The organism is Mycobacterium intracellulare ATCC 13950, from assembly GCF_000277125.1.
GTDB lineage: Bacteria > Actinomycetota > Actinomycetes > Mycobacteriales > Mycobacteriaceae > Mycobacterium > Mycobacterium intracellulare.
In genome coordinates this window covers 2,878,389-2,900,710 of sequence record NC_016946.1, presented here as the reverse complement: position 1 = coordinate 2,900,710, position 22,322 = coordinate 2,878,389, and the positions used below count along the sequence as shown (strand labels likewise).

General features: G+C 68.6%; 18 protein-coding genes. 8 read left to right on the top strand and 10 right to left on the bottom strand.

Features of this window, described 5'->3' with window-relative positions; translation table 11 throughout:
- Positions 1-7: 7 nt before the first annotated feature.
- The 4 genes from OCU_RS38430 to OCU_RS38415 are packed head-to-tail and all read right to left on the bottom strand — an operon-like array spanning position 8 to position 3,107.
- Positions 8-244 carry a biotin/lipoyl-containing protein gene (locus OCU_RS38430; protein WP_008257090.1) on the bottom strand — a complete coding sequence of 79 codons (237 nt, stop codon included), beginning with the start codon at positions 242-244 and terminating at the stop codon, positions 8-10.
- Complete coding sequence (locus OCU_RS38425; protein ID WP_009952446.1) at positions 237-1,235, bottom strand: alpha-ketoacid dehydrogenase subunit beta; 999 nt, start codon at positions 1,233-1,235, stop codon at positions 237-239. Before OCU_RS38425 ends, OCU_RS38430 begins: the two co-directional genes overlap by 8 nt.
- A gap of 4 nt (positions 1,236-1,239) precedes the next feature.
- Positions 1,240-2,244 (bottom strand): thiamine pyrophosphate-dependent dehydrogenase E1 component subunit alpha, encoded by a 1,005-nt coding sequence (locus OCU_RS38420; RefSeq protein WP_179300642.1) that lies wholly within the window; start codon positions 2,242-2,244, stop codon positions 1,240-1,242.
- Positions 2,244-3,107: a mycofactocin-coupled SDR family oxidoreductase gene (locus tag OCU_RS38415; RefSeq protein ID WP_014384792.1), complete on the bottom strand. Its 864-nt coding sequence runs from the start codon at positions 3,105-3,107 to the stop codon at positions 2,244-2,246. Before OCU_RS38415 ends, OCU_RS38420 begins: the two co-directional genes overlap by 1 nt.
- A 285-nt stretch (positions 3,108-3,392) precedes the next feature.
- Here OCU_RS38415 and OCU_RS38410 point away from each other — a divergent pair, with 285 nt between their 5' ends.
- From OCU_RS38410 to OCU_RS38395, 4 genes are all read left to right on the top strand, one after another.
- A complete protein-coding gene (locus OCU_RS38410; protein WP_009952449.1) occupies positions 3,393-4,616 on the top strand; it encodes a CaiB/BaiF CoA transferase family protein in 1,224 nt (407 codons plus the stop codon).
- 269 nt (positions 4,617-4,885) lie between these two features.
- Entirely contained in the window at positions 4,886-5,173 is a 288-nt protein-coding gene (locus OCU_RS38405; RefSeq protein WP_008257079.1) for an ANTAR domain-containing protein, read from the top strand.
- 335 nt (positions 5,174-5,508) lie between these two features.
- A complete protein-coding gene (locus OCU_RS38400; RefSeq protein WP_009952450.1) occupies positions 5,509-6,360 on the top strand; it encodes a helix-turn-helix domain-containing protein in 852 nt (283 codons plus the stop codon).
- A gap of 7 nt (positions 6,361-6,367) precedes the next feature.
- Positions 6,368-7,192: an SAM-dependent methyltransferase gene (locus OCU_RS38395; RefSeq protein ID WP_009952452.1), complete on the top strand. Its 825-nt coding sequence runs from the start codon at positions 6,368-6,370 to the stop codon at positions 7,190-7,192.
- A gap of 23 nt (positions 7,193-7,215) precedes the next feature.
- Here OCU_RS38395 and OCU_RS38390 read toward each other — a convergent pair whose 3' ends face one another.
- Positions 7,216-8,904: a DUF4407 domain-containing protein gene (locus OCU_RS38390; protein ID WP_014380206.1), complete on the bottom strand. Its 1,689-nt coding sequence runs from the start codon at positions 8,902-8,904 to the stop codon at positions 7,216-7,218.
- A 227-nt stretch (positions 8,905-9,131) separates the two neighbouring features.
- Between OCU_RS38390 and OCU_RS38385 the strand changes: the two genes are divergently transcribed.
- Together OCU_RS38385 and OCU_RS38380 are read left to right on the top strand one after the other, a co-directional pair.
- On the top strand, positions 9,132-9,689 hold the full coding sequence (locus OCU_RS38385) for a hypothetical protein (protein ID WP_009954143.1): 558 nt from the start codon (positions 9,132-9,134) through the stop codon (positions 9,687-9,689).
- A gap of 106 nt (positions 9,690-9,795) precedes the next feature.
- Positions 9,796-10,224 (top strand): type II toxin-antitoxin system Rv0910 family toxin, encoded by a 429-nt coding sequence (locus OCU_RS38380; protein WP_014382645.1) that lies wholly within the window; start codon positions 9,796-9,798, stop codon positions 10,222-10,224.
- 4 nt (positions 10,225-10,228) lie between these two features.
- Here the strand turns inward: OCU_RS38380 and OCU_RS38375 are convergent, their stop codons facing one another.
- The 5 genes from OCU_RS38375 to malQ all read right to left on the bottom strand — a co-directional run bounded on the left by OCU_RS38375 (position 10,229) and on the right by malQ (position 16,221).
- Positions 10,229-10,510 (bottom strand): LapA family protein, encoded by a 282-nt coding sequence (locus OCU_RS38375; protein WP_008257067.1) that lies wholly within the window; start codon positions 10,508-10,510, stop codon positions 10,229-10,231.
- 93 nt (positions 10,511-10,603) lie between these two features.
- Complete coding sequence (locus tag OCU_RS38370) at positions 10,604-12,379, bottom strand: molybdopterin-dependent oxidoreductase (RefSeq protein WP_026071377.1); 1,776 nt, start codon at positions 12,377-12,379, stop codon at positions 10,604-10,606.
- Between the two features lie 266 nt (positions 12,380-12,645).
- On the bottom strand, positions 12,646-13,116 hold the full coding sequence (locus tag OCU_RS38365; RefSeq protein WP_008257062.1) for a nuclear transport factor 2 family protein: 471 nt from the start codon (positions 13,114-13,116) through the stop codon (positions 12,646-12,648).
- A 4-nt stretch (positions 13,117-13,120) separates the two neighbouring features.
- Positions 13,121-14,002, bottom strand: a complete 882-nt coding sequence (locus tag OCU_RS38360) for an LLM class F420-dependent oxidoreductase (protein WP_009954148.1) — start codon at positions 14,000-14,002, stop codon at positions 13,121-13,123.
- A gap of 35 nt (positions 14,003-14,037) precedes the next feature.
- Positions 14,038-16,221 carry a 4-alpha-glucanotransferase gene (malQ, locus tag OCU_RS38355; protein WP_009954150.1) on the bottom strand — a complete coding sequence of 728 codons (2,184 nt, stop codon included), beginning with the start codon at positions 16,219-16,221 and terminating at the stop codon, positions 14,038-14,040.
- Positions 16,222-16,635: 414 nt separating this feature from the next.
- Between malQ and eccB the strand changes: the two genes are divergently transcribed.
- Together eccB and OCU_RS38345 are read left to right on the top strand one after the other, a co-directional pair.
- Positions 16,636-18,153 carry a type VII secretion protein EccB gene (eccB, locus tag OCU_RS38350; protein WP_009954151.1) on the top strand — a complete coding sequence of 506 codons (1,518 nt, stop codon included), beginning with the start codon at positions 16,636-16,638 and terminating at the stop codon, positions 18,151-18,153.
- The gene (locus OCU_RS38345; RefSeq protein ID WP_009954152.1) at positions 18,150-22,313 is read left to right on the top strand and encodes a type VII secretion protein EccC; all 4,164 of its coding nucleotides are present in this window, start codon (positions 18,150-18,152) and stop codon (positions 22,311-22,313) included. Before eccB ends, OCU_RS38345 begins: the two co-directional genes overlap by 4 nt.
- Positions 22,314-22,322 lie beyond the last annotated feature (9 nt).

The following is a 22,322-nucleotide window of genomic DNA, read 5'->3' as shown; positions in this document are numbered from 1 at the left end:
TTCTTCGTTATGACGAGATGACGCCGATTTCGGCGCCGATGTCGTAGGTGGTCCCGACCTGGCCCGTCCACCGCACGGTCCCCGTCGCCCCCGCTTCGATCTCCTGCTCGACCTTCTCGGTGGCGATGACGTAGATCGGCGTGCCCGCCTCGACGTGTTCGCCGGCGCCGACGAGCAGCCCGGTCAGTTCGGCCTCCGAGACCGCCACCGAGACCCGGGGGATGCGAATGATGAAGTCAGCCATGCACCTTCGCCCTCTCGCAGGTGCGCAGGGCCGCTTCGACGATCCGCGCCGGCGACGGGTACACCTGGGCCTCGAGCGCCGCCGCGGCCGGGTTGGGGACGAATCGCGCGGCGACCCGCTCGACCGGCGCGGCGAGTTCCCCGAAGAGTTGTGCGTGCAGGATCGCGGCGATCTCCGCCCCGGGGCCCGCGAATTGCACGGCGTCATGGACGATCACGGCTCGGCGCGTGCGGCGCACGGACCCCACGATGGTGTCGACGTCGAGCGGCACCAGGGTGCGCAGGTCGATCACCTCGGCGCTGACACCCCGCTCGCCCAGCGTGTCCGCGGCGCTCAGCGCGTCGTGCACGCAGCGGCCGTAGGCGATCACGCTGACGTCGGTGCCCGGCCGCTTGATGTCGGCCTGCCCGAGCGGGATGGAGAACCCGGGCTCGGTGGGGACGGGGCCCTTCTTGCTCTGCAACCGGATCGTTTCGACGAACAGGCACGGATCCGGGTCGAAGATCGCCGCGGTCAGCAGCCCCTTGCCGTCGCGTGGGGTGGAGGGCACGATCACCTTCATCCCGGGGATGTGCATGAACCACGCCTCGAGGCTCTGCGAATGCGTTGCGCCCGTGGCCAATCCGGCATATACCTGGGTGCGGACGGTGATGGGCGCCGACGTGCGCCCGGCGGTCATGAACCTCAGCTTGGCGGCGTTGTTGATCAGCTGATCGGCGGCGATCCCGATGAAATCCATGATCATGATCTCGGCGACGGGCAGCAGCCCGTCGATCGCCGCGCCGATGGCCGCGCCCACGATCGCGGCCTCCGAGATCGGCGTGTCGAGGACGCGGTCGTGGCCGTACTTCGTCGACAAGCCCGCCGTCGGCCCGGAGGCGCCGGGATCGGCGATGTCCTCCCCGAGCAGGAACACCCGTTCGTCGGCCGCGAGCGCCTGGTCCAGCGCGAGGTTGAGCGCCTCGCGCATGGTCATCTCCTTGTCGTCCATGCGCTTACACCGGGAACGCGATCGGGGCGACGTATACGTCGCGGTCGAGTTCGTCGATCGACGGGGAGTCCGCGCCCAGCACGGTCCGCAGGGCCGCCTCCACCGCGGCCGCCGCGTCGCTGTCGATGCGGACGAGATCGTCGTGATCGCAGACGCCGGTCCCTTCCAGGTGGCTGCGGAACCGGGGCACCGGGTCGGCGGCCAGCGCCGCCTCGAGTTGTTCGGCGGGGATGTAGGGCGTCCGGTCGCCGAAGTAATGGCCGCGGAAGCGGAACGTGACGCACTCGATGAAGGTGGGGCCGCCTCCGTCGCGCGCCCGCCGCAGCGCGTCGTCGAGCGCCGCTTTCACCGCGAGCGGGTCGTTGCCGTCGACGCGCACGCCCGGCATGCCGTAGCCGGCGGCCCGGTCGGCGACGTGTTCGAGCTTCATGGTGTCCGATGTCGGTGTCATCTCGGCGTAGAGGTTGTTCTGGCAGACGAAAACGAGCGGCAGGTCCCACAGCGCGGCCATGTTGGCGGCCTCGTGAAACGAGCCGGTGTTCGTGGCGCCGTCGCCGAAGCTGACCACCGTGACGCGGTCGATGCCCTTGCGTTTGGCGGCCATCGCCAGCCCGACGGCCACGGGTGGCCCAGCGCCGACGATGCCCGTCGAAAGCATCACGCCCTTGGCGGGATTGGCGATGTGCATGGTGCCGCCCTTGCCCCGGCCGGCGCCCACCGTGCGGCCCATCATCTCGCCGTAGATCTCCTCGAGCGGGACGCCCTTGCCGATCAGGTCGTGCAGGCCGCGGTAGGTCGTCACCAGCTGGTCGTCGGGCCGCAGCGCCACGCCCATCGCTGCGGCGATCGCCTCCTGGCCCCGCGAGGGCCAGTACACGCACATGAACTCGCCGGTGCCGATGCCCTTGGACAATCGATCGTCGGCCGCCTTCATCAGCACCATCAATTCGTACAGGCGACGCTCGACGCCCTGCGAGACCGATTGCGGTGCATCGTGTTCGGTGGTCATCACGCTCCCGACCAGGGTTTGACCTTGAGGAAGCCCCCGGCGTCGACGCGCAACTGCTGTCCGGTGATGTAGCGCGCCGCGTCCGAGGCGAGGAACAGCACCGCCTCGCTGATGTCTTCGGGCTCGACGTAGGGGACCGGCATCGCCTGCACGAGCGGGAACACCGGCTCGGCATCCTCGCGAGTCGGCTCCGCCAGATCGGGCCGGAAGGCGCGATACATCGGTGGGCTGTGCAGCATGTCGGTGTTGACGTTCGTCGGATGCACAGCGTTCATCCGGATGGAAAACCGGGCCAGCGCCAACGCGAAGTCGTTGACGTAGTGTGCGGCAGCCAGTTTCGCGAAGGCGTACCCGGCCCCGCCGGGGCCACCGTCGATCCCGCTGGTATTCATCGATGACATGAACGCCGCGTTGGAGCCGATGACGATGATCGACGCGCCGGAGCGCAGGTGTTTGAGGCTCGCGTGCACCAGGTTCAGCACGCCGATGAGATCCACGTCCACCGCGTCGGCGAAGGCTTGCGGCGGCAGACCCGCGGTCAGGGGGCAGATGCCCGCGTTGGCGACCACGACGTCCAGATGCCCGAACTCGGCGACGCCGGCATCGATGGCGGCGGACAAGGCCACGCGGTCGCGAACGTCCGCGACCGCCGTGTACGCGCGTTGCCCTTCCTTTTCGACCAGCCGCGCCGTCTCGTCGAGGTCCTCCGGACGGGCCAGGGGGTATTCGTTGGTTTCGATGTCGGCACACAAATCCACCGCGATGATGTCCGCGCCCTCGGCGGCCAGCATCCGCGCGTGCGAGCGGCCCTGGCCGCGTGCGGCGCCGCTGATGACGGCCACCTTGCCCGCTACTCTGCCCATCGGCCGCCCTTCGTCCGTCCGGCTACGTCGCGATTCACATTGGGGCCCAACGGTATTCGGTGTGACGGCAGCGGGCCCGGGCGAGGATGAGGGGGCCGGTCACCCGTCTGGGCGGTGGCGGGGCGCGCGATCACCGCGGCGGTTGGCGAAACGAGACCTTCGGCCGGCTCCATCGCATCTCTTCCCGGAAAAACTGCGCTGACCTGCGGATGGGCTATCACTACGCCCAAGACTAGCTAGAATATCTAAAATAGCAAGGAATGGCGGCGAGCGAGGGGATTGGCGATGTCCGACGGGGTACTGCGCGGCGTGCGGGTGGTGGAATTGGCGTCGTGGACGTACGTGCCGTCGGCCGGTGCGGCCCTGTCGGACTGGGGCGCCGACGTCATCAAGGTGGAGGGTGTCACCTCGGGCGACCCGGGCCGCGCGCTGGTCGTCGGAGGTTTCACCCGGCAAGCCGCCCGCCCCGACGCCGACTTCATCCTCGAGTTGGGCAACCGCGGGAAGCGCAGCATCGGGATCGACATCAAATCGGCGACCGGCCGTGAGCTGTTCGGCCGGCTGCTGGCCAGCGCGGACGTCTTCTTGACCAATTGGCTTCCGGGCGCGCTCGAGCGGGCCCGCCTGACCGTCGACGACATCCGCTCGTTCAACCCGAAGATCATCATCGCGCGCGGCACCGGGCTGGGCGTGCGGGGACCGGACCGGGACAGGGGCGGATTCGACGCCGCGACGTACCTCGCGCGGGGCGGGGTCGCGTACACGCTCACACCGTTCGGCACCGAGACCCCGGCGGTTCAGGGGCCGGGTTTCGGTGACCTGCAGGGTGGGGCGACACTGGCCGGCGGTGTCTGCGCCGCCCTGTTCCACCGCGAACGCACCGGCGAGCCCACGATCGTCGACTCCTCGCTGCTGGCCCAGGCGATGTGGTCGATAGCGCCGTCCATTTCGGCCGCCGACTTCTTCGACATCGACGGGATTCCGGGCGCCCCGCCGGGGCTGGCCATCAACCCGCTCGTCAACCGCTACAAGACCAAGGACGGCAGGTGGATCCAACTGGTCTTCCTGCAGCCGGACAAGTTTTGGGTGGGCTTCTGCCGGCGTATGGGCCTGGCCGAGCTGGCCGACGACGAGCGATTTGTCCCGTCGAGCAACCTGATCGCCAACGCGGCCGCGGCGACCGAACTCTTCGCGGATGCGTTCGCCCGCCACGACCTCGCGCACTGGCAACGTGTGCTTGCGGACGAACCCGGCGTGTGGGGCGCCCTGGCGACGCCGCGGGAGACCCTCAACGACCCGCAGGTCGAGCCCAACGGATACGTGGTGACCAACGTGGACGACCACGGCGAGAAGTACCGGATCGTCGCCGCCCCGGTGCAATTCGACGAAACCCCGCCGGCGCCCGCGCGTGCACCCGAACACGGCCAGCACACCGAGGAGATCCTGCTGGAGCTCGACGTCGATTGGGACGACATCGCCAAGGCCAAGGAGCTCGGGGCGATTCTCTAAGGCCGCGCGCGGGGGAGCGACCTAATCGCGGGATTCGCAATCTGTTTCGATACCACGCGTCGCGGATTCCGTGGTTAGCAGCCGATTCCGAAAGGGTCACGGGCGGATATCAATGTCTCCCGCGGTCTGGCAGAACGCAGGCCATCGACAAATCATGGCACAGGGCGCTTTTGAGGTATGCGGCCGCGACGATGCGTAGCACACACGAATTCCTCGTCCGGTACGTGAGTGGCGGATTCATTGACGGCGCCGCAGGAGGTATCCACAGCATGACATCGAACTGGGTTCCCGCCCAGACTTCGTGCGGCCCGCACTCCGGTCGCATCCTCGACACCGCGCGGGGCATCCTCATCGGCCTGCGCCGGTGCCCCTCGGAGGCCGCCCTGGACGAATTGCACAGTGCGGCATTGCGGCACAAGGTTCCGGTGTTCGCGATGGCATGGGCGCTGGTGCACCTGGCCGGCGACGGTCAACAGACACCCAGTTTCGCCGACGCCCAGTCCGCGGCGCGGCACGAATGGGGTCGGTTGTTCGAGTCCGCCGCAGTGCCCTGTTGAGCGGGCACCAAGACGTTGGGACGGCCGAGCTTTCGAGGGGTAACCCGGCCGTCTCCAACTCTCTCGACAACTCTTTCGATAACTCTTTCGATGAAGCACCCGACCGTTCTGCGGGTCGCGCCTTCGGGCTCGAGCTCTATTGGCCGGCTCGCGGGCGCGGCAGCAGGCGCTGGCGGAAAAATCGGGCGGCCCGTCGACCGATGTTTGAAACCGACTACGGCATAAGCCTGTTCCGCTGACGGGCGCACACCGAATCCAAAAGATGTGGGCGTCGAGCGAAGTGCGAGAATGTCATCTGTGGCCGGTGTCCAACGCGATGTGAACCGGGTCCGCTGATGGGCTCGGGGCCCCGGCTGTACCGCCCGCGCTCTGAGCTGGCGGACCATATCGAATTCTTCGGGCATTGGCTCCATCGCGGGGCCACCTACCGAAGCCGGGCGCTGCCGCGCGGCGCGGTGACGATCGTCTTCGACGTCGGCCACCGCCAGCAACTGGACCTCTATGCCGCCGACGGCACCACCGAGATGAGCGTTCCGCCTGCCTTCATCACGGGATCACAGAACACGCCCTACGTCTCGGACATCGCTGCCGACGAGCCCGTCGTGGCCATCCATTTCCGGCCCGGGGGCGCATTTCCGTTTCTGGGCATACCGTTGGGCGACCTGGCGGATGGACCCGTGGGCGTCGGTGAGATCTGGGGACGGCAAGGACGCGACTTGCACGAGCGCCTGATCGAGGCACCGTCCGTCCCGGCCAGGTTTCGTCTGCTGGAGCAGTTCATGCTCGCGCAGGCGCGCTCGTCGGTGCATCGCCATCCCGGCGTCGCCGCCGCGATGGCTGCGGTCGAGGCCGATCCCTCGATTCGACTGGCTGACGTCCGCCGCATGACCGGACTGTCCACCAAGCGGCTCATCGCCCTGTTCCGCGCCGAAGCTGGCTTGCCCCCAAAGGAATTTGCCCGTGCCCGGCGCTTCCAAGCCGCGCTGAAGCGCCTTGGTGACGGCACGCCCGGCGCCCGCATCGCCGCCGACCTAGGGTATTTCGACCAGTCCCATTTCGTGCGGGAATTCCGGGCTTTCAGCGGGACGACGCCGACCTGCTACCGGCGGCAGCGCATCCTGTTGCCCAGCCACGTCCCGCTCGGGCGGCACAAATATCCAAGACCATTCGTTCGTGTGTGCTCATGATTGCGACATGGAAGACACCAGATTAGCCGTCGCCCACACGGGCCTGTTGGTTGCCGCGATGCGCGCCGAGGAATCCGCGCGCCGGGACCGACTGTTCACCGATCCGTTCGCCGAACGGCTCGCCGGCGACGAGGGGCGCGAATTGCTTGCCCAAGCCGTGGCGAAGACGGGCGCGACGTCACCGCAGATCGCCATCCGGACGCGCTTCTGGGATGAGCGCCTGCTGCGGGCTCAATCGGACGGCATTTCGCAGGTGGTGATCCTCGCCGCAGGCATGGACGCCCGCGCATACCGTCTGCCGTGGCAGCCGGACACCACCGTTTACGAAGTCGACCAGCCCCGGGTGACCGCCATCAAGGACGAACGGCTCGCCGGCGAGCAACCCCGGTGCCAGCGGGTTGCGGTGGGCATCGATCTGGCCGACGATTGGCCGAAGGCGCTGCGTTCCCAGGGGTTTTCGTCGTCCGCACCGGCGGTGTGGCTAGTCGAGGGTCTGCTGCAGTACCTCGATGCATCGGATGTCGACGCCTTGTTCGCCAGAATCGACGCGTTGTCCGCGCCGGGTTCGCGGGTGCTCTATGACCTGGTCGGGGCGACGTTGCTGGAAGCCGAATTCCTGCAGCCCACCCTGGAATTCATGCGGCGCCTCGGTGCGCCATGGACGTTCGGTACTGACGCACCGGCGTCCCTCGTCGAGCGGCACGGCTGGACGGCCCACGTCACCGATGTCGCCGAGCCTGGAACGAAGTGGAATCGCTGGGACCACCCGGTGGTCCCGCTCGACGTGCCCGGAATACCGCGCGGCTACTTCGTCGAGGCGGTCAAGGCCTAGCTTCGGTCCGCAATAGCGCCAGGCTATTTCGGCGGCGGCAGTTGGCGCGGCCCTTCCGACGCACCCAAATCCCGCGGCGCTCCGCGCGTCGCCAACTCCGGTGCGTGTCCGGCGGCCGGCAGGCGACCCTCGCCGGGTGTGTAGCGCGATGAGGTGACGAATTCCGTCCGGGCAGACGGCGTTTCGGCACCACCTTCGCCCGCGGGCAGTTCGGCGCTCGACGCCTCGGAGTTGACGGTCACCGTGCGGGTTCGCTTCAGCGCGAACGTGATCTCTTCGGTCTCTTCGAGTACCCCTTCAAACACGTGGCGCGCGGTGCGTAGCGGCTGGGTCGTGGTGTCGATCACCCGCGCCACGAACGGCGGTACCAGCGGCCTGATCCAGCGGGCGGCGGCCCGGGTCGCCTCCGGGAGCGACGGGATCAACGGCGCGTTTCGCTCGTCGGGCCGCGCGATCTCGTCGCCCGCCTCCGGCGCGGGCCGCTGGGCGATCGCCCGGCTGGCCGCCTCCGCTTCGGCGGCGATCGGCAGATACCCGCCGTCCTCGACCGGTTCGACGGCCCGCCGCGACGGCGCGTGCACCGGGTGCTCGAGGGCCTGCAGGACACGGCGACGCTGATGCTCGCGGTCGATCTCGGTCTGCGCCTCGATGGCGAGCCGGGCCTGGGTCAATTGGTGCTCGGCCCACATGATCTCGGCGTCGCGGCGGACCTCGGCCCGCTTGATTGCGATGGCGGTGTCCGCGTCGAGTTCGGCGCGGTCGCGCTCCGCGCGCGCGGCGGCGTGGCGATCGTAAGTTGTCTGCCCGCGCCACAACCCCAGGATCAGTGGCGCCAGGTACAGCAGCACGCACGCCCCGATGGTCAGCACACGCAGGGCTTGGGCCCCCGCGGTGTTCCACGCGAGGTCATTCATCGCGACCCACCGTGCGCCCAGGCCCCGGCCGGCGTCGGCGATGACGCCGCGCCGCGCATCCTGCAGGTCTTGCTCCTGTCGCGAGATCGTGGCATCCAACGCCGGCGCGCGGCTGTCCCGCGCGGACAGTGCGGCGTCGAGTTCATGCTGGGCGTCGTTGAGAAGCTCGTTGCCAGTGCGGGTTTCGGGTCCGGGTCCCGGAACGCCGGTGATCCGGGTCTGCGGGCAACCGGGGGTGGGGTGATATTCACAGCGGGCGACGACCAGGGCCCTGTCCTGCCGATCGCGGGCCTGCGTGACGGCGCGCTCGAGCGCGGCGCGCGCCTCCTCGGTGCGCTGTAGCGATGCCGATGCCTGCGCGACCGCGGGCGCCGATTCCGCGGCGCGCGCAGCGCGTTCGTCGACACGCTGGTCGATCGAACCGGACAGGATCACCAACGTGGCTAGTTCGCCGACGATGACGCCGACCGCGGCCGCCATCGCGGCGCGTCCCACGAGGCCCGGGCGGCTCCGGTGGGAGCCCGGCACGGTGGCGCGGGTTACCGCGCCGGCCAGCAGGCCGAAGACGACGGTCAGCGGCACGACGGCAACGCTCGTCGCGCGGGCCGACCCGCCCACTGCCAGCGCCGCGACCAGCCAGGCCAGCGCGGCTCCCAGCATCACGACGGCGCCGGCCACCGCGTGGGCGGACCGCTCGTGGCGTTCGCCGGCCTCGCGGCCGTCTCCGCCGCCGAGCCAGATGAGCGCTTCCGCGACCCTGGCCAGGCCCGGGCGGCGGTCGATTACTTCCTGGGGCATGAGACTGAAAACACCTCCGCGATCAAGCCTCCCAGGCCCGGGGCCGACGCATCGAATCGAAGCTGCCACGTGTGGCGGGCCTCACAGGCCGGCGGGATGGACGCAGATCACCAGCCGGGCGTCGGCCGGGCGGGCCCGGTGCGACGGGACGGGAACGCGCGCGTAATTCCTGCGACGCGAGCGGATCAGCGGTCGTTCGGGCAGGTGACGTGAGACGGTATAAGCCTATGTCGAATCACGATTTTGTCACCTACGAGGAATTCGGTCGCAGGTTCTTCGAGGTCGCCGTCACCCCCGAGCGTGTCGCCGCCGCGTTCGCCGACATCGCCGGCAGCGAGTTCGCCATGGAGCCGATCGCGCAGGGACCGGGCAAGATCGCCAAAGTCAGTGCGAATGTCTCCATCCAGGAGCCCCGCGTCACCCGCCGACTGGGCGACAGCATCACCTTCGTCATCCACATACCGCTGTCGATCGACCTGCTCGTGGACCTGTGGCTCGACAAGCAGCGCTTCGTGGTCTCGGGTGACATCGCCCTGCGAGCGACCGCGCGCGCGGCCGAACCGCTGCTGCTGATCGTCGACGTCGCCAAGCCGAGGCCTTCCGACATCACCGTCAATGTCTCGTCGAATTCCATCCGCGGCGAGGTGCTCCGGATCCTGGCGGGGGTGGACGGCGAGATCCGGCGATTCATCGCGCAGTACGTCGCGGCCGAGATCGACGCGCCGGCGTCGCAGGCGGCACAGATCATCGACGTCGCTCAGCAACTCGAACAGGCGTGGCCCTGAGGTTGCCCCACGAATAGCGCCGGCGGTGTTGGGGTACCCAGCCACGGTTGTGCGTTTGACCACGTGGGTGGCGGCGCTTGGGATCGGGGAGGAGCGGAGGAACGCCTTGGCTCGAGTAGATGTTTCGGTGTCCTCGAAGGTGGAGCCGGAAGCGGCCTGGAAGCTGGCGTCGGACCTGGACCGGTTCGACGAGTGGATGACGATCTTCGCCGGGTGGCGAAGCCCCGTTCCCGACACGATCGAGGAAGGCACCTGTGTCTCGTCGTGCGTGAAGGTCAAGGGTTTCCGCAACGTCATCCATTGGACCGTCACCCGGTACGACGAGCCGAAATCGATTGAGCTGCAAGGCCGTGGCCGTGGTGGAATCCGGCTCAATGTGGAGATGACCGTGTCGGCGAACGACCCGGGATCGACCTTTCACCTCACCGCCGACCTCAAAGGCGGCCTGCTCAGCGGGCCGATCGGGGGACTGGTCGCCAGGGTGCTGCGATCGGACGTGCAAAAGTCCGTGAACAACCTCGCGTCGTTGCGGTAGGGACCTATCGGCCCGGGTGGCCGATCACCCATTCGCGCTGCGCCTGGCGAATCCGCCTGCGGTCCATCGCAAGCCACGCCAGGCCCGCCCCGAACGCGAGCATCGCGACGATCGCCGCGACGACGCCCGCGTGAGCCTGTCCCAGGGCAAAGTTCGCCACGCACACCACGAACGCCAGCGCAGCCGCACAGACCACGACCAATCCGGGCGTCTGCGCCGCATCATGCATCGAGTCGTCGCCGCGGCGGGCAACGGTCCGATCATCATCGACAGGGCTGTGCCTCATGGGCGTCTCCTCTGCTGTCGCTTCCGTCCGGCCGATGCAGTGGAGCTACCCAAAACACCGGCTGGACAAACGACTTGGCGGAGTCGACGGCCGCTACAGGGTCTGGTGCCGCCCGAAGTACTTGTGGTCCTCGCTGTAGCCGCCATAGCCGCTTCCGATGTCGCGGTAGTCGGCGACGAATTCGATTCCCTTGATCCACTTCACCAATTTGAATCCGTGCTGCAGCTCGTTGCGCAGCCGCAGCGGCCTGCCGTGCATGTACGGCAGCTGCTGGTCGTTCATGTTGTAGGCCAGCATCGTCATGTGGTGGTCCATCTGACCGATGTGATGGGCGTTGTAGTAGATGCCCCCCGTGGCGCCCAGACCCATCGAATAGAACACCGCCCACTTCGCCTCGGGCAGCGGCTTGACGATGTCCATGATCGTCTTCATTTGCACGCCACCCCATTTGGCGACGCCCGACCACGCCTGGATGCAGAAGTGCTGGCTGATCTGCTCGTGGTAGGGCAGCGCCATCAAGTCCTCGAGCGAGAACTCCATCGGGTGCTCGACCAGGCCGTAGACCTTGAGCCGCCAGTTCTTGAAGTCGTCGCGCTCGAGCTCTTTGTATTCGACGGTCTCGGGGAGGCGGCCGTTGCGCCAGTGGTGCGGCGAGATGTCGTTTTCGGTGAAGGCGCCCGGCTTGGGGTCCAGCCGTTCGAGCGCTCGCTGGAACGGCCCGACCAGGGCGTACCCGACCCGCTGAACGACCCGCGGGTGCTTGATGGTGAACGGGGTGGCCCACACCCACGCGACGGCCGTCAGCACCATGGCCGCGGCGAAGATCCAGAAACCCATCCAGCTGTTGTCGTCGCGGGAGGCGAACATGTGGTTGAGGTTCCGCAGTGCCTCGGTGGTCAACACCATCGTCACGTGCACCAGGATGAAGAACAGGAAGTACACCAGCACCAGGAAATGCAGCGACCGCGCGTGCTGAATGCTCAGGCGCTTGCTCAGCCAGTGCACGCGCTGCGACAGCGCCGGCGACATCCCCAGGCCGGTGATCAACGCGGCTGGCGCGGCGATGAAGACGGTGGTGAAGTACGACAGCAGCTGCAGGCCGTTGTAGGCGACCCAGCCGTTGTCGGTCGGCCAGTCCAGCGACATGTACTGAATCGCGACCGACGCGGCGTTGGGAAAGACGTCCCAGCTGGTCGGCACGATGTGGCGCCACTGCCCGGTGGTGAACAGCAACACGTAGAAGACCGCCCCGTTGAGGAGCCACAACACGTCGACGCCGAGATGCCACCATCGCGCCAGCCCGATGGAGTGCCGGAATCCGGGCAGGCCGAATTGCGGCGGCAGGGCGACGGTGTCGGCGTTGGCGGTCCACAGCTCGTCGTCCGGCACCGGCGGGCCGACCCGCAGCCACTCGTCCTTGCCCGGGGTGGCGTTGCGGCTGAAATAGAGCCGGGGATGGTCACAGAGAATCTGAATCCCCGTCCTGATGATGAACATCATCATGAACAGGTTGAAAAAGTGCGTCCAACCGATCCACGCGGGCAGCCCGTCGGGAGCACCGCTGTGCGGATCGGTCCCGGGGTAGCGCGCGATGAACGACTGAATGGCCGGCATGTTGTGCAGGCCCTTGCCGATCGCCACCGACGCGATCAGCAGTCCAAAGCCGATCGGGATCAACCACAGAAGGTTGAACCACCGGTCACGGCCGACGCGCAACTTCGGGGCGGTCGCCCGCCTGGTCAGATCGAACCCGCCGCCGTACTCCTCGACATCGATGGTGTCGTGGGCGGTATGGATCTCGTGCCGATAACCAGGATCGGATGTCAGCGGCGTGCCTACCGCCAACGTCGAGACTGAGCCGTTCCCCACCGGGTCAATACGTTTGCTTTCGGCATGCGTCACGGGGTTGAAAATACACCAAAACACCTGGATAAATCCAAGTTTGATTGGAAAAAATCCTTCCGTGGCGCGTCGTGTCCCGTCGTGTGATCGTCGGCAACAGTTGCCAGGGGGCGGAATCCGCTCCGGCTCGGACGCCGGTTGCCGCAACTGCCTACGGAATGCTCAATTCTTTCCGCAAACACGGCTCCTTGGCGATTGCTGTGAATTCTCTCCCAACCTCCTAGCAGACGAGGCTAGGCGGTGTCGCGCGGTAACAGCCGGCGCACCGGGCGCGTCTCGAGGGCGTTGATCGTCAGCGCGCGGCGGGCGATCCGCCAGCCGGCGGCCGTCAGCTCGTATGCGTCGTCGTAGCGCAGGTGCCACACCACATCCACCACCTCGTCGCCCCGCGGGTTCCAGTGGTGAGCGACGCACGCGACGCGCCCGCGCGCGGCCCCCCGCCGCCCGGCCGCCTCGTACACCTCGCCGACGATAGCGTGCTCGGTGCGCGCGACCGCGGCCACGGCCCCGACGGCCCTCGCGATGGCGGCGCGGCCGCGATGCGCATGTGTCGGCAACAGATCGGCCGGTGGCGAGGGCACGACCAACTCGGCCTCGGTGGTGAAAAGCTCTGCGACGGCGCCGAATTCACGGTCATCGACGTGGGCGGCGTACCGGTGAACCACATCGCTGAGCGCCATTCGCTCGTCAGCGGAAAGCGTCATCGGTTCACGAAACCAGCGACAGCCGCTGCGCGCACGCCGACAGGGCGTCCTTGGCCGCCTCGAGGTCGGCGGTCGGCGGCATGGCCAGCACCAGCCGGTCGGCGCCCTGGTCGACCAGGCCCGCCGCGCGCTCGGCGTCGATCTTGGTGACACTGTGGCCCAGCGACACCTCCAGTGCCGCGGGGTCGCGGCCTGCCGCCGATGCCTCCTCGCGCATGAGCCCGATCAGCGACGCCAGCGCCGGACCGGTGACGCCAAGGGGCTGGAAGCCGTCGCCGAAGCGCCCCGCACGGCGTGCGGCCGCTCGGCTGTGGCCGCCGATGTGCACCGGAAACCGTTCCCCGGCAACGGGTTTGGGATAGCTCATCACATTGTCGAAGCTGAAGAATTCACCGTGGAAGGACGCCCCCTGGGGTCGGTCGGCCCACAGCGCGCGCAGCACCGCCAGCTGCTCGTCGGCCCGCCTGCCCCGATTGTCGAAGTCCGCGCCGCACGCCTGCAGCTCCTCTTTGAGCCAGCCCACACCCACACACAGCCGCAGCCTTCCACCGGAGAGGGCGTCGACGGTGGCGACCCGCTTGGCGAGCACCACCGGGTGGTGGTTGGGCAACACCAGCACCCCGGTGGCCAGCCCGAGGCTGGTGGTGTGGCCGGCCAGAAAGGCCAGCAGATCCAGCGGGTCCGGGATGGGGCAGTCGGGGGCCAGCCCGACCCGCCCGGAACGGTCGTAGGGATAGACGCTGTCGTAGCGCGTGAGCAGGACCGTGTGCTCGACGGCGACGATCGATTCGAATCCGCAGGCTTCGAGGTGGCGCGCGAAGGCCACCATCCACTCGGGGTCCGCGGTGACACCGTCGGCGACCGGGGCCACCACTGAGACCTTCATGGTTGGTGAAGCTAACAAGCCGACCGGTCGCGCGGTCAGCGGGCCGCGCTTTGAACGCTCTCCGAGCTTTCCGAGGCGGCCGGGGCGATCGCGGCGCGCACGGCCTCGGCCAGCGTGGCGGCCCGGGGGTCGGTGAACACGTCTTCGAGCAGCACGTCGCGCCCGTCCGGACCGGTCAGCGGGACCCGCCAGTTGGGGTATTCGTCCGTAGTGCCGGGCTGGTTCTGGGTGCGACGGTCACCGACGGCGTCGGTGAGCGCCAGCCCCAGCAGCCGCGACGGCGTCCGGCCCAGGTACTTGTACAGCGCCAGGACGACCTGCTGCGGGTCGTCTTCGCCTTCATCGAGCAGCCCCACCCGGCGCAACTCGGCCAGCCACGCCGCCAACTCGGCACGGTCGGACTCGAGCTCCTCGGCGACGGGCCGGGTCAGCAATCCCAGCGAGTCACGCAGCCGCACATGGTCGCCCGCCAGGTAGCCGGCCGTCGGCGGCAGGTCGTGGGTGGTGACCGAGGACAGGCAGTACTCCCGCCAGCGCTCCGCCGGCAGTGGTCCGCCGTTCCCGTCGCGGTCCAGCTCGAACCAGAGGATCGACGTGCCCAGCAGCCCCCGCAACAACAGGTAGTCACGCACCCACGGCTCGACCGTGCCGAGGTCCTCGCCCACCACCACCGCGCCGGCCCGGTGTGCCTCCAGGGCGACGATGCCGATCATGGCTTCGTGGTCGTAGCGGACGTAGGTGCCCTCGGTTGGTGGTGCACCCCGCGGGATCCACCAGAGCCGGAACAACCCGATGATGTGGTCGATGCGCACCCCGCCGGCGTGCCGCAGTACCGCGCGGATCAACGCGCGAAACGGCCGGTACTCGTGCTCGTCCAGTCGGTCCGGCCGCCACGGCGGCTGCGACCAGTCCTGGCCGAGCTGATTGAACTCGTCCGGTGGCGCCCCGGCGGTCACGCCCAGCGCCATCACATCCTGCAGCGCCCAGGTGTCGGCGCCGTTGGGGTGCACGCCGACGGCCAGGTCGCCCATGATGCCCAACGACATTCCGGCCCGGATCGCCTGGGACTGGGCCGCGGCGAGCTGCTCGTCGATTTGCCATTGCAACCAGCGGTGGAAATCGACGGTGTCGGAATGTTTTTCGACAAAGTCTGCGACCCCGGACGCGTCGGGATGTTGCAGCGCTTCGGGCCAACGATGCCAGTCATCGCCGTATTGTTCGGCCAGCGCGCACCAGGTCGCGAAGTCGTCGAGTGCGCGGCCCTCCCGGTCGCGGAACGCCGCGTAGGACAGTTCCCGGCCCGCCGACCGCGGTTCCTCGTGCAGCAGCTTGAGGGCGGCCCGTTTGGCCGCCCACGAGCTGTCGCGGTCGATGGTGTCGACGCGGCCGGCGCGCTCCTGGACGTCCGCGCGCAGCCGGCGGACCCGGCTGCGCTTGCCCAGGTCGGCGAATTCGGGGATCGCCTCGACGCGAAGATAAATCGGATTGACGAAGCGCCGCGACGTCGGCAGGTACGGCGACGGCTCCATCCGGCCCTTCGGACCCGGAGGCGCCGCCGCATGCAGCGGATTGACCAGGAGGTAATCGGCGCCGTGGCGCGACGCCGACCACACCGCGAGGTCGGTCAGATCGGTGAGATCCCCGACGCCCCAGGACCCCCGGGACCGCACGCTGTAGAGCTGAACCGCCAGGCCCCAGGCGCGACGGTTGCCGAGCCGCTCCGGCAGCCCGAGCCAATCCGGCGTCACGATCAGCGCGGTGCTGGTCTCGGAGTCCCCGGACCGCAGGTGCACCCGGTGATACCCCAGCGGCAGGTCGGTGGGCAGCAGGAAGCTGGCCTCGCCGACCCAGCGTCCGTCCAGGTCGAACGGCGGGGTGAAGTTGTCGACCTGCGCGACGTCGCCGCGCACCGTGCCGTCCTCGAGCGCCAACCACACCTCGGCGGGAGCACCGTGGGTGACGTGGGCCCAAAACCGGATCTGCTCACCGGTGCGGCCGACGATGGTCGCCGGCAGTCGCCGCGCCCAGTGCGACCTCAGCTTGGCGGTGAGCGCGAGGTTGCGTTCCTGTTCGTCGCCGGCCGCGACGCCGAGCGCGGCCAGCACGGCCTTGAGCGTCGCCTCAGACACCCGCACCCGCCTGCCGCTCCAGTCCTCGTACTCCGTCGCGATGCCGTACCTCCGGGCGAGTTCGATCAGCGACGGTGCGAGTTCGGTCATAGGGCCATCTTGCTGCCAGGATTCGCCGACCGGCGACCCGGACCCGACGCGAGTTGGCGTTTTCTTTGCTGGACGGCCGCCTTCCGTTCATCTGCCCCGCCCGTCGGTGACCCGCCCCGCGCGCTCGACAGGACGCCGGCGCGATGGGCCACTACGATGCCGTGAGGGGATTCGGTGGCTGATCTTGGGGGAACAGAAACTGCCAGCTCAACGACGCCGGTCGGGGCCGTCCGCGCGGGGCGCCGGCGCGGTGAACGGGCCGGATCCGGGCGCGATGAGCAGAGGCAGAAGTGAATGCGCTTCGGCGCCGCATGGCGAGGTCCGTGCAGGTGCCTTACCGTTGTCATGTAATTCGCGCTGGATCGGTTCACAGGGGCCGAATCCAGGCGTTCGAGCAACCCGGATGGTGAATTAGTGGCGGAAGAGAGTCGCGGGCAGCGCGGGTCGGGGTACGGCCTTGGGCTGTCGACGCGGACCCAGGTCACCGGCTATCAGTTCCTTGCCCGCCGGACCGCGATAGCGCTGACCCGGTGGCGCGTGCGCATGGAGGTCGAGCCCGGCCGACGGCAGAACCTCGCCGTGGTGGCATCGATTTCGGCCGCCCTGGTGATCTGCCTGGGCGCGCTGCTCTATTCGTTCATCAGCCCGGCCGGCCAGATCAACGAGTCGCCGATCATCGCCGACCGCGACTCGGGCGCCCTGTACGTCCGGGTGGGGGACCGGCTGTATCCCGCGCTGAACCTGGCGTCGGCGCGGCTGATCACCGGCCGCCCGGACAATCCGCACCTGGTTCGGTCGAGCCAGATCGCCAGCCTGCCGCGCGGCCCGATGGTGGGCATCCCGGGTGCGCCGTCGAGCTTCCACCCCACCAGCCCGGGCGCCTCGTCATGGTTGGTCTGCGACACCGTGGCGAACTCGACCGGCGCGGGCGCCCCGTCCGGCGTGACGGTCACGGTCATCGACGGCAATCCCGATCTGAGCCACCACCGGCGGGTGCTGACCGGGACGGACGCGGTGGTGCTGAACTACGGCGGCGACGCCTGGGTGATCCGCGACGGACGCCGCTCGCGCATCGACGCCGCGAACCGGTCGGTGCTGCTGCCGCTGGGCCTGACCCCCGAGCAGGTCAGCATGGCCAAGCCGATGAGCCGCGCCCTCTACGACGCGTTGCCGGTGGGTCCGGAACTGACGGTGCCCCAGATTCAGAACGCGGGCGCCGGCGCGTCGTTCCCGGGGGCGCCCGGACCGATCGGCACGGTGATCGTCACCCCGCAAATCAGTGGGCCGCAACAGTATTCGCTGGTGTTGGCCGACGGTGTGCAGACGCTGCCGCCGTTGGTGGCCCAGATCCTGCAGAACGCCGGACCGGGCAACACCAAACCCGTGACGGTGGAACCGTCCGCGTTGGCGAAGATGCCGGTGGTCAACAAGCTGGACCTGTCGTCCTACCCGGATGCGCCCCTGAACGTGATGGACATCCGCGAGAACCCGGCGACCTGCTGGTGGTGGCAGAAGACCTCCGGTGAAAACCGGGCCCGCGTGCAGGTCATCTCCGGCGCGACCATCCCGGTCGAGACGAAGGACGTCAACCGGGTGGTGTCGCTGGTCAAGGCGGACACCACCGGCCGCGAAGCCGACCAGGTGTTCTTCGGGCCCGACTACGCGAACTTCGTCGCCGTCACCGGAAACGATCCCGGTGCCAAGACCACCGAATCGCTGTGGTGGCTCACGGACGCGGGCGCCCGGTTCGGGGTCGACGACACCCGTGAAGTCCGAGAAGCGTTGGGCCTGAAGACGAAACCGGCCCTGGCGCCGTGGGTGGCGCTGCGGCTGCTGCCGCAGGGGCCGACGTTGTCGCGCTCGGATGCGCTGGTGCAGCACGACACGCTGCCGATGGATATGTCCCCAGGAGAGTTGACGGTACCGAAGTGAAACGTGGATTTGCCCGGCCGACACCGGAGAAGCCCCCGGTCATCAAGCCGGAGAACATCGTCCTTCCGACCCCGCTGAGCATTCCGCCGCCGGAGGGCAAGCCCTGGTGGCTGGTGGTGGTCGGTGTGCTGGTGGTCGGCCTGCTGATCGGCATGGTCGGCATGACGTTCGCCAGCGGCTCGCACGTGTTCGGTGGCGCGGGCGCCATCTTCCCGATCTTCATGATCGGCGGCGTCGCGATGATGATGTTCGGCGGCCGGTTCGGCGGCCAGCAGCAGATGAGCCGGCCGAAGCTGGACTCGATGCGCGCCCAGTTCATGTTGATGCTCGACATGCTGCGCGAGACCGCCCACGAGTCGGCCGACAGCATGGACGCCAACTACCGGTGGTTCCACCCCGCGCCCACCACGCTGGCCGCCGCGGTCGGATCCTCGCGCATGTGGGAACGCAAGCCCGACGGCAAGGACCTGAACTTCGGCGTGGTCCGTGTCGGCGTCGGCATGACACGTCCCGAGGTGACCTGGGGTGAGCCCCAGAACATGCCGACCGACATCGAGCTCGAGCCGGTGACCGGTAAGGCGCTTCAGGAGTTCGGGCGCTATCAGAGCGTCGTTTACAACCTGCCCAAGATGATCTCGGTGCTGGTCGAACCCTGGTACTCGCTGGCCGGGGACCGCGAGCAGGTCCTGGGTTTGATGCGGGCGATCGTCTGCCAGCTGGCGTTCTCCCACGGCCCCGACCATGTTCGGATGATCGTGGTCAGTTCGGATGTGGACGAATGGGACTGGGTGAAATGGCTGCCCCACTTCGGTGATCCGCGCCGCCAGGACGCGGCGGGCAACGCGCGCATGGTGTACAGCTCGGTGCGTGAGTTCGCCGCCGAGCAGGCCGAATTGTTCGCCGGCCGTGGGTCTTTCACTCCCCGCCACGCCAGCTCGGCCGCCCAGACGCCGACGCCGCACACGGTGATCATCGCCGACGCCGTTGACCCCCAATGGGAGTACGTGATCAGCGGCGAGGGCGTCGACGGGGTGACGTTCTTCGATCTCACCGGCTCGCCGATGTGGAGCGCGGTGCCGGAGCGGACCCTGCGGTTCGACAAGATGGGTGTGATCGAGGCGCTGCCCCGCGACCGCGACACCTGGATGGTGATCGACGAGAAGCCGTGGTTCTTCGCCCTCACCGACCACATCAGCGTCGCCGAGGCGGAGGAGTTCGCGCAGAAGCTGGCGCGCTGGCGGCTCGCCGAGGCGTACGAGGAGATCGGCCAGCGGGTGGCGCACATCGGCGCCCGAGACATCATGTCCTACTACGGAATTGACGATCCCGGCCACATCGATTTCGAGGCGTTGTGGGGCAGCCGCAACGACTCGATGGGCCGGTCGCGGTTGCGGGCCCCGTTCGGTGTGCGTTCCGACAACGGCGAGCTGTTGTTCCTGGACATGAAGTCGCTGGACGAAGGCGGCGACGGCCCCCACGGCGTCATGTCCGGGACGACGGGTTCGGGGAAGTCGACCCTGGTGCGGACGGTGATCGAATCGCTGATGCTCAGCCACCCGCCGGAGGAGCTGCAGTTCGTGCTGGCCGACCTCAAGGGTGGGTCGGCGGTCAAGCCGTTCGCCGGGGTGCCGCACGTGTCCCGGATCATCACCGACCTGGAAGAGGACCAGGCGTTGATGGAGCGCTTCCTCGACGCGCTGTGGGGGGAGATCGCGCGTCGTAAGGCGATCTGCGACAGCGCGGGTGTCGACGACGCCAAGGAATACAACTCGGTGCGCAGCCGGATGCGGGCGCGCGGCCAGGACATGGCGCCGCTGCCGATGCTCGTGGTCGTCATCGACGAGTTCTACGAATGGTTCCGCATCATGCCGACGGCGGTCGACGTCCTCGACTCGATCGGCCGTCAGGGCCGCGCCTACTGGATCCACCTGATGATGGCGTCGCAGACCATCGAGAGCCGCGCCGAAAAGCTCATGGAGAACATGGGTTACCGGCTGGTGCTCAAGGCGCGTACCGCCGGTGCGGCGCAGGCGGCCGGCGTGCCGAACGCGGTCAACCTGCCCGCCCAGGCGGGCCTGGGGTACTTCCGCCGCAGCTTGGAGGACATCGTCCGGTTCCAGGCCGAATTCCTTTGGCGGGACTACTTTCCGCGCGGCCTCACCGACGACGGGGACGAGGCGCCGGCGTTGGTGCACAGCATCGACTACGTCCGCCCGCAGCTGTTCACGAACTCGTTCACCCCGCTGGAGGTCAGCGTCGGGGGGCCCGAGGTCAATACCCCGGCGATCCCCACCGACGGCGACCTGCCGGAGGTAGAGGGACCGGACGACGACGTCGAAGGGATCCGGACGCCGAAGGTCGGCACGGTCATCATCGATCAGCTGCGCAAGATCGACTTCCAGCCCTACCGGCTGTGGCAGCCGCCGCTGAACCAGCCCGTCGCGATCGACGAGTTGGTGAACCGGTTCCTCGGCCGCCCGTGGCAGCAGGATTACGGCACCGCGCGGGATCTGGTCTTCCCGATCGGGATCATCGACCGCCCGTTCAAGCACGACCAGCCGCCGTGGACCGTCGACACGTCCGGCCCCGGTGCCAACGTCCTGATCCTGGGGGCCGGCGGCTCGGGCAAAACCACCGCGCTGCAGACCCTGATCTGCGCGGCGGCGCTGACCCACACACCCGAGCAGATCCAGTTCTACTGCTTGGCCTACAGCAGCACCGCCCTGACCACGGTCGCCGGGCTGCCCCACGTCGGCGAGGTGGCCGGTCCGACCGACCCGTACGGCGTGCGCCGCACGGTGGCCGAGCTGCTGGCCCTGGTGCGGGAGCGCAAGCGCACCTTCCTCGAGTACGGCATCGCCTCGATGGAGGTGTTCCGGCGGCGGAGGTTCGGCGGCGAGCCCGGGCCGGTCCCCAATGACGGGTTCGGCGACGTCTACCTGGTGGTGGACAACTACCGCGCGCTGGCCGAAGAGAACGAGGTGCTGATCGAGCAGGTGAACGTGATCATCAACCAGGGCCCCTCGTTCGGGGTGCACGTGGTGGTCACCGCCGATCGCGAATCCGAGCTGCGGCCGCCGGTGCGCAGCGGCTTCGGCTCCCGGGTCGAGTTGCGGCTGGCCGCCGTCGAAGACGCCAAGCTGGTGCGGTCCCGGTTCGCCAAGGATGTTCCGGTCAAGCCGGGTCGCGGCATGGTCGCGGTCAACTACGTCCGCCTCGACGCCGACCCGCAGTCCGGTCTGCACACGCTCGTGGCCCGGCCCGCGTTGGCGAGCACGCCGGACAACCGGTTCGAGTCCGACAGCATCGTCGAAGCCGTCAGCCGTGTCGCGAGCGGCCAGGCCCCGCCGGTGCGCCGGCTGCCGGCGACGTTCGGCATCGATCAGCTTCGCGAGATTGCCGCCCAGGACACCCGCCAGGGCGTCGGTGCGGGCGGAATCGCTTGGGCCATCTCCGAATTGGACCTGTCGCCGGTCTACCTCAACTTCGCCGAGAACGCGCACCTGATGGTCACCGGCCGCCGCGAATGTGGGCGCACCACGACGCTGGCCACCATCATGTCCGAGATCGGGCGGCTGTACGCGCCGGGAGCCACCAGCGCCCCGCAGCCGCCGGCGGGGCAACCCTCGGCGCAGGTGTGGCTGGTGGACCCGCGGCGTCAGCTGCTGACGACGCTGGGTTCGGACTACGTGGAGAAGTTCGCCTACAACCTCGACGGCGTGCAGGCGATGATGGGCGAACTGGCCGCGGTCCTGGCCGGCCGCGAGCCACCGCCGGGCCTGTCGGCCGAAGAGTTGCTGTCGCGGTCGTGGTGGAGCGGACCGGAGATCTTCTTGATCGTCGACGACATCCAGCAGCTACCAGCCGGTTTCGATTCGCCGCTGCACAAGGCCGCACCGTGGGTGACCCGGGCCGCCGACGTCGGCCTGCACGTGATCGTCACCCGGACGTTCGGTGGTTGGTCGTCGGCGGGCAGCGACCCGATGTTGCGGGCGCTGGCCCAGGCGAACGCGCCCCTGCTGGTGATGGACGCCGACCCCGACGAGGGATTCATCCGCGGCAAGATGAAGGGTGGTCCGCTGCCCCGCGGCCGCGGCCTGCTGATGGCCGAGGACACCGGCGTGTTCGTTCAGGTCGCCGCGACGGAGATACGCAAGTAGGGCCGGCCG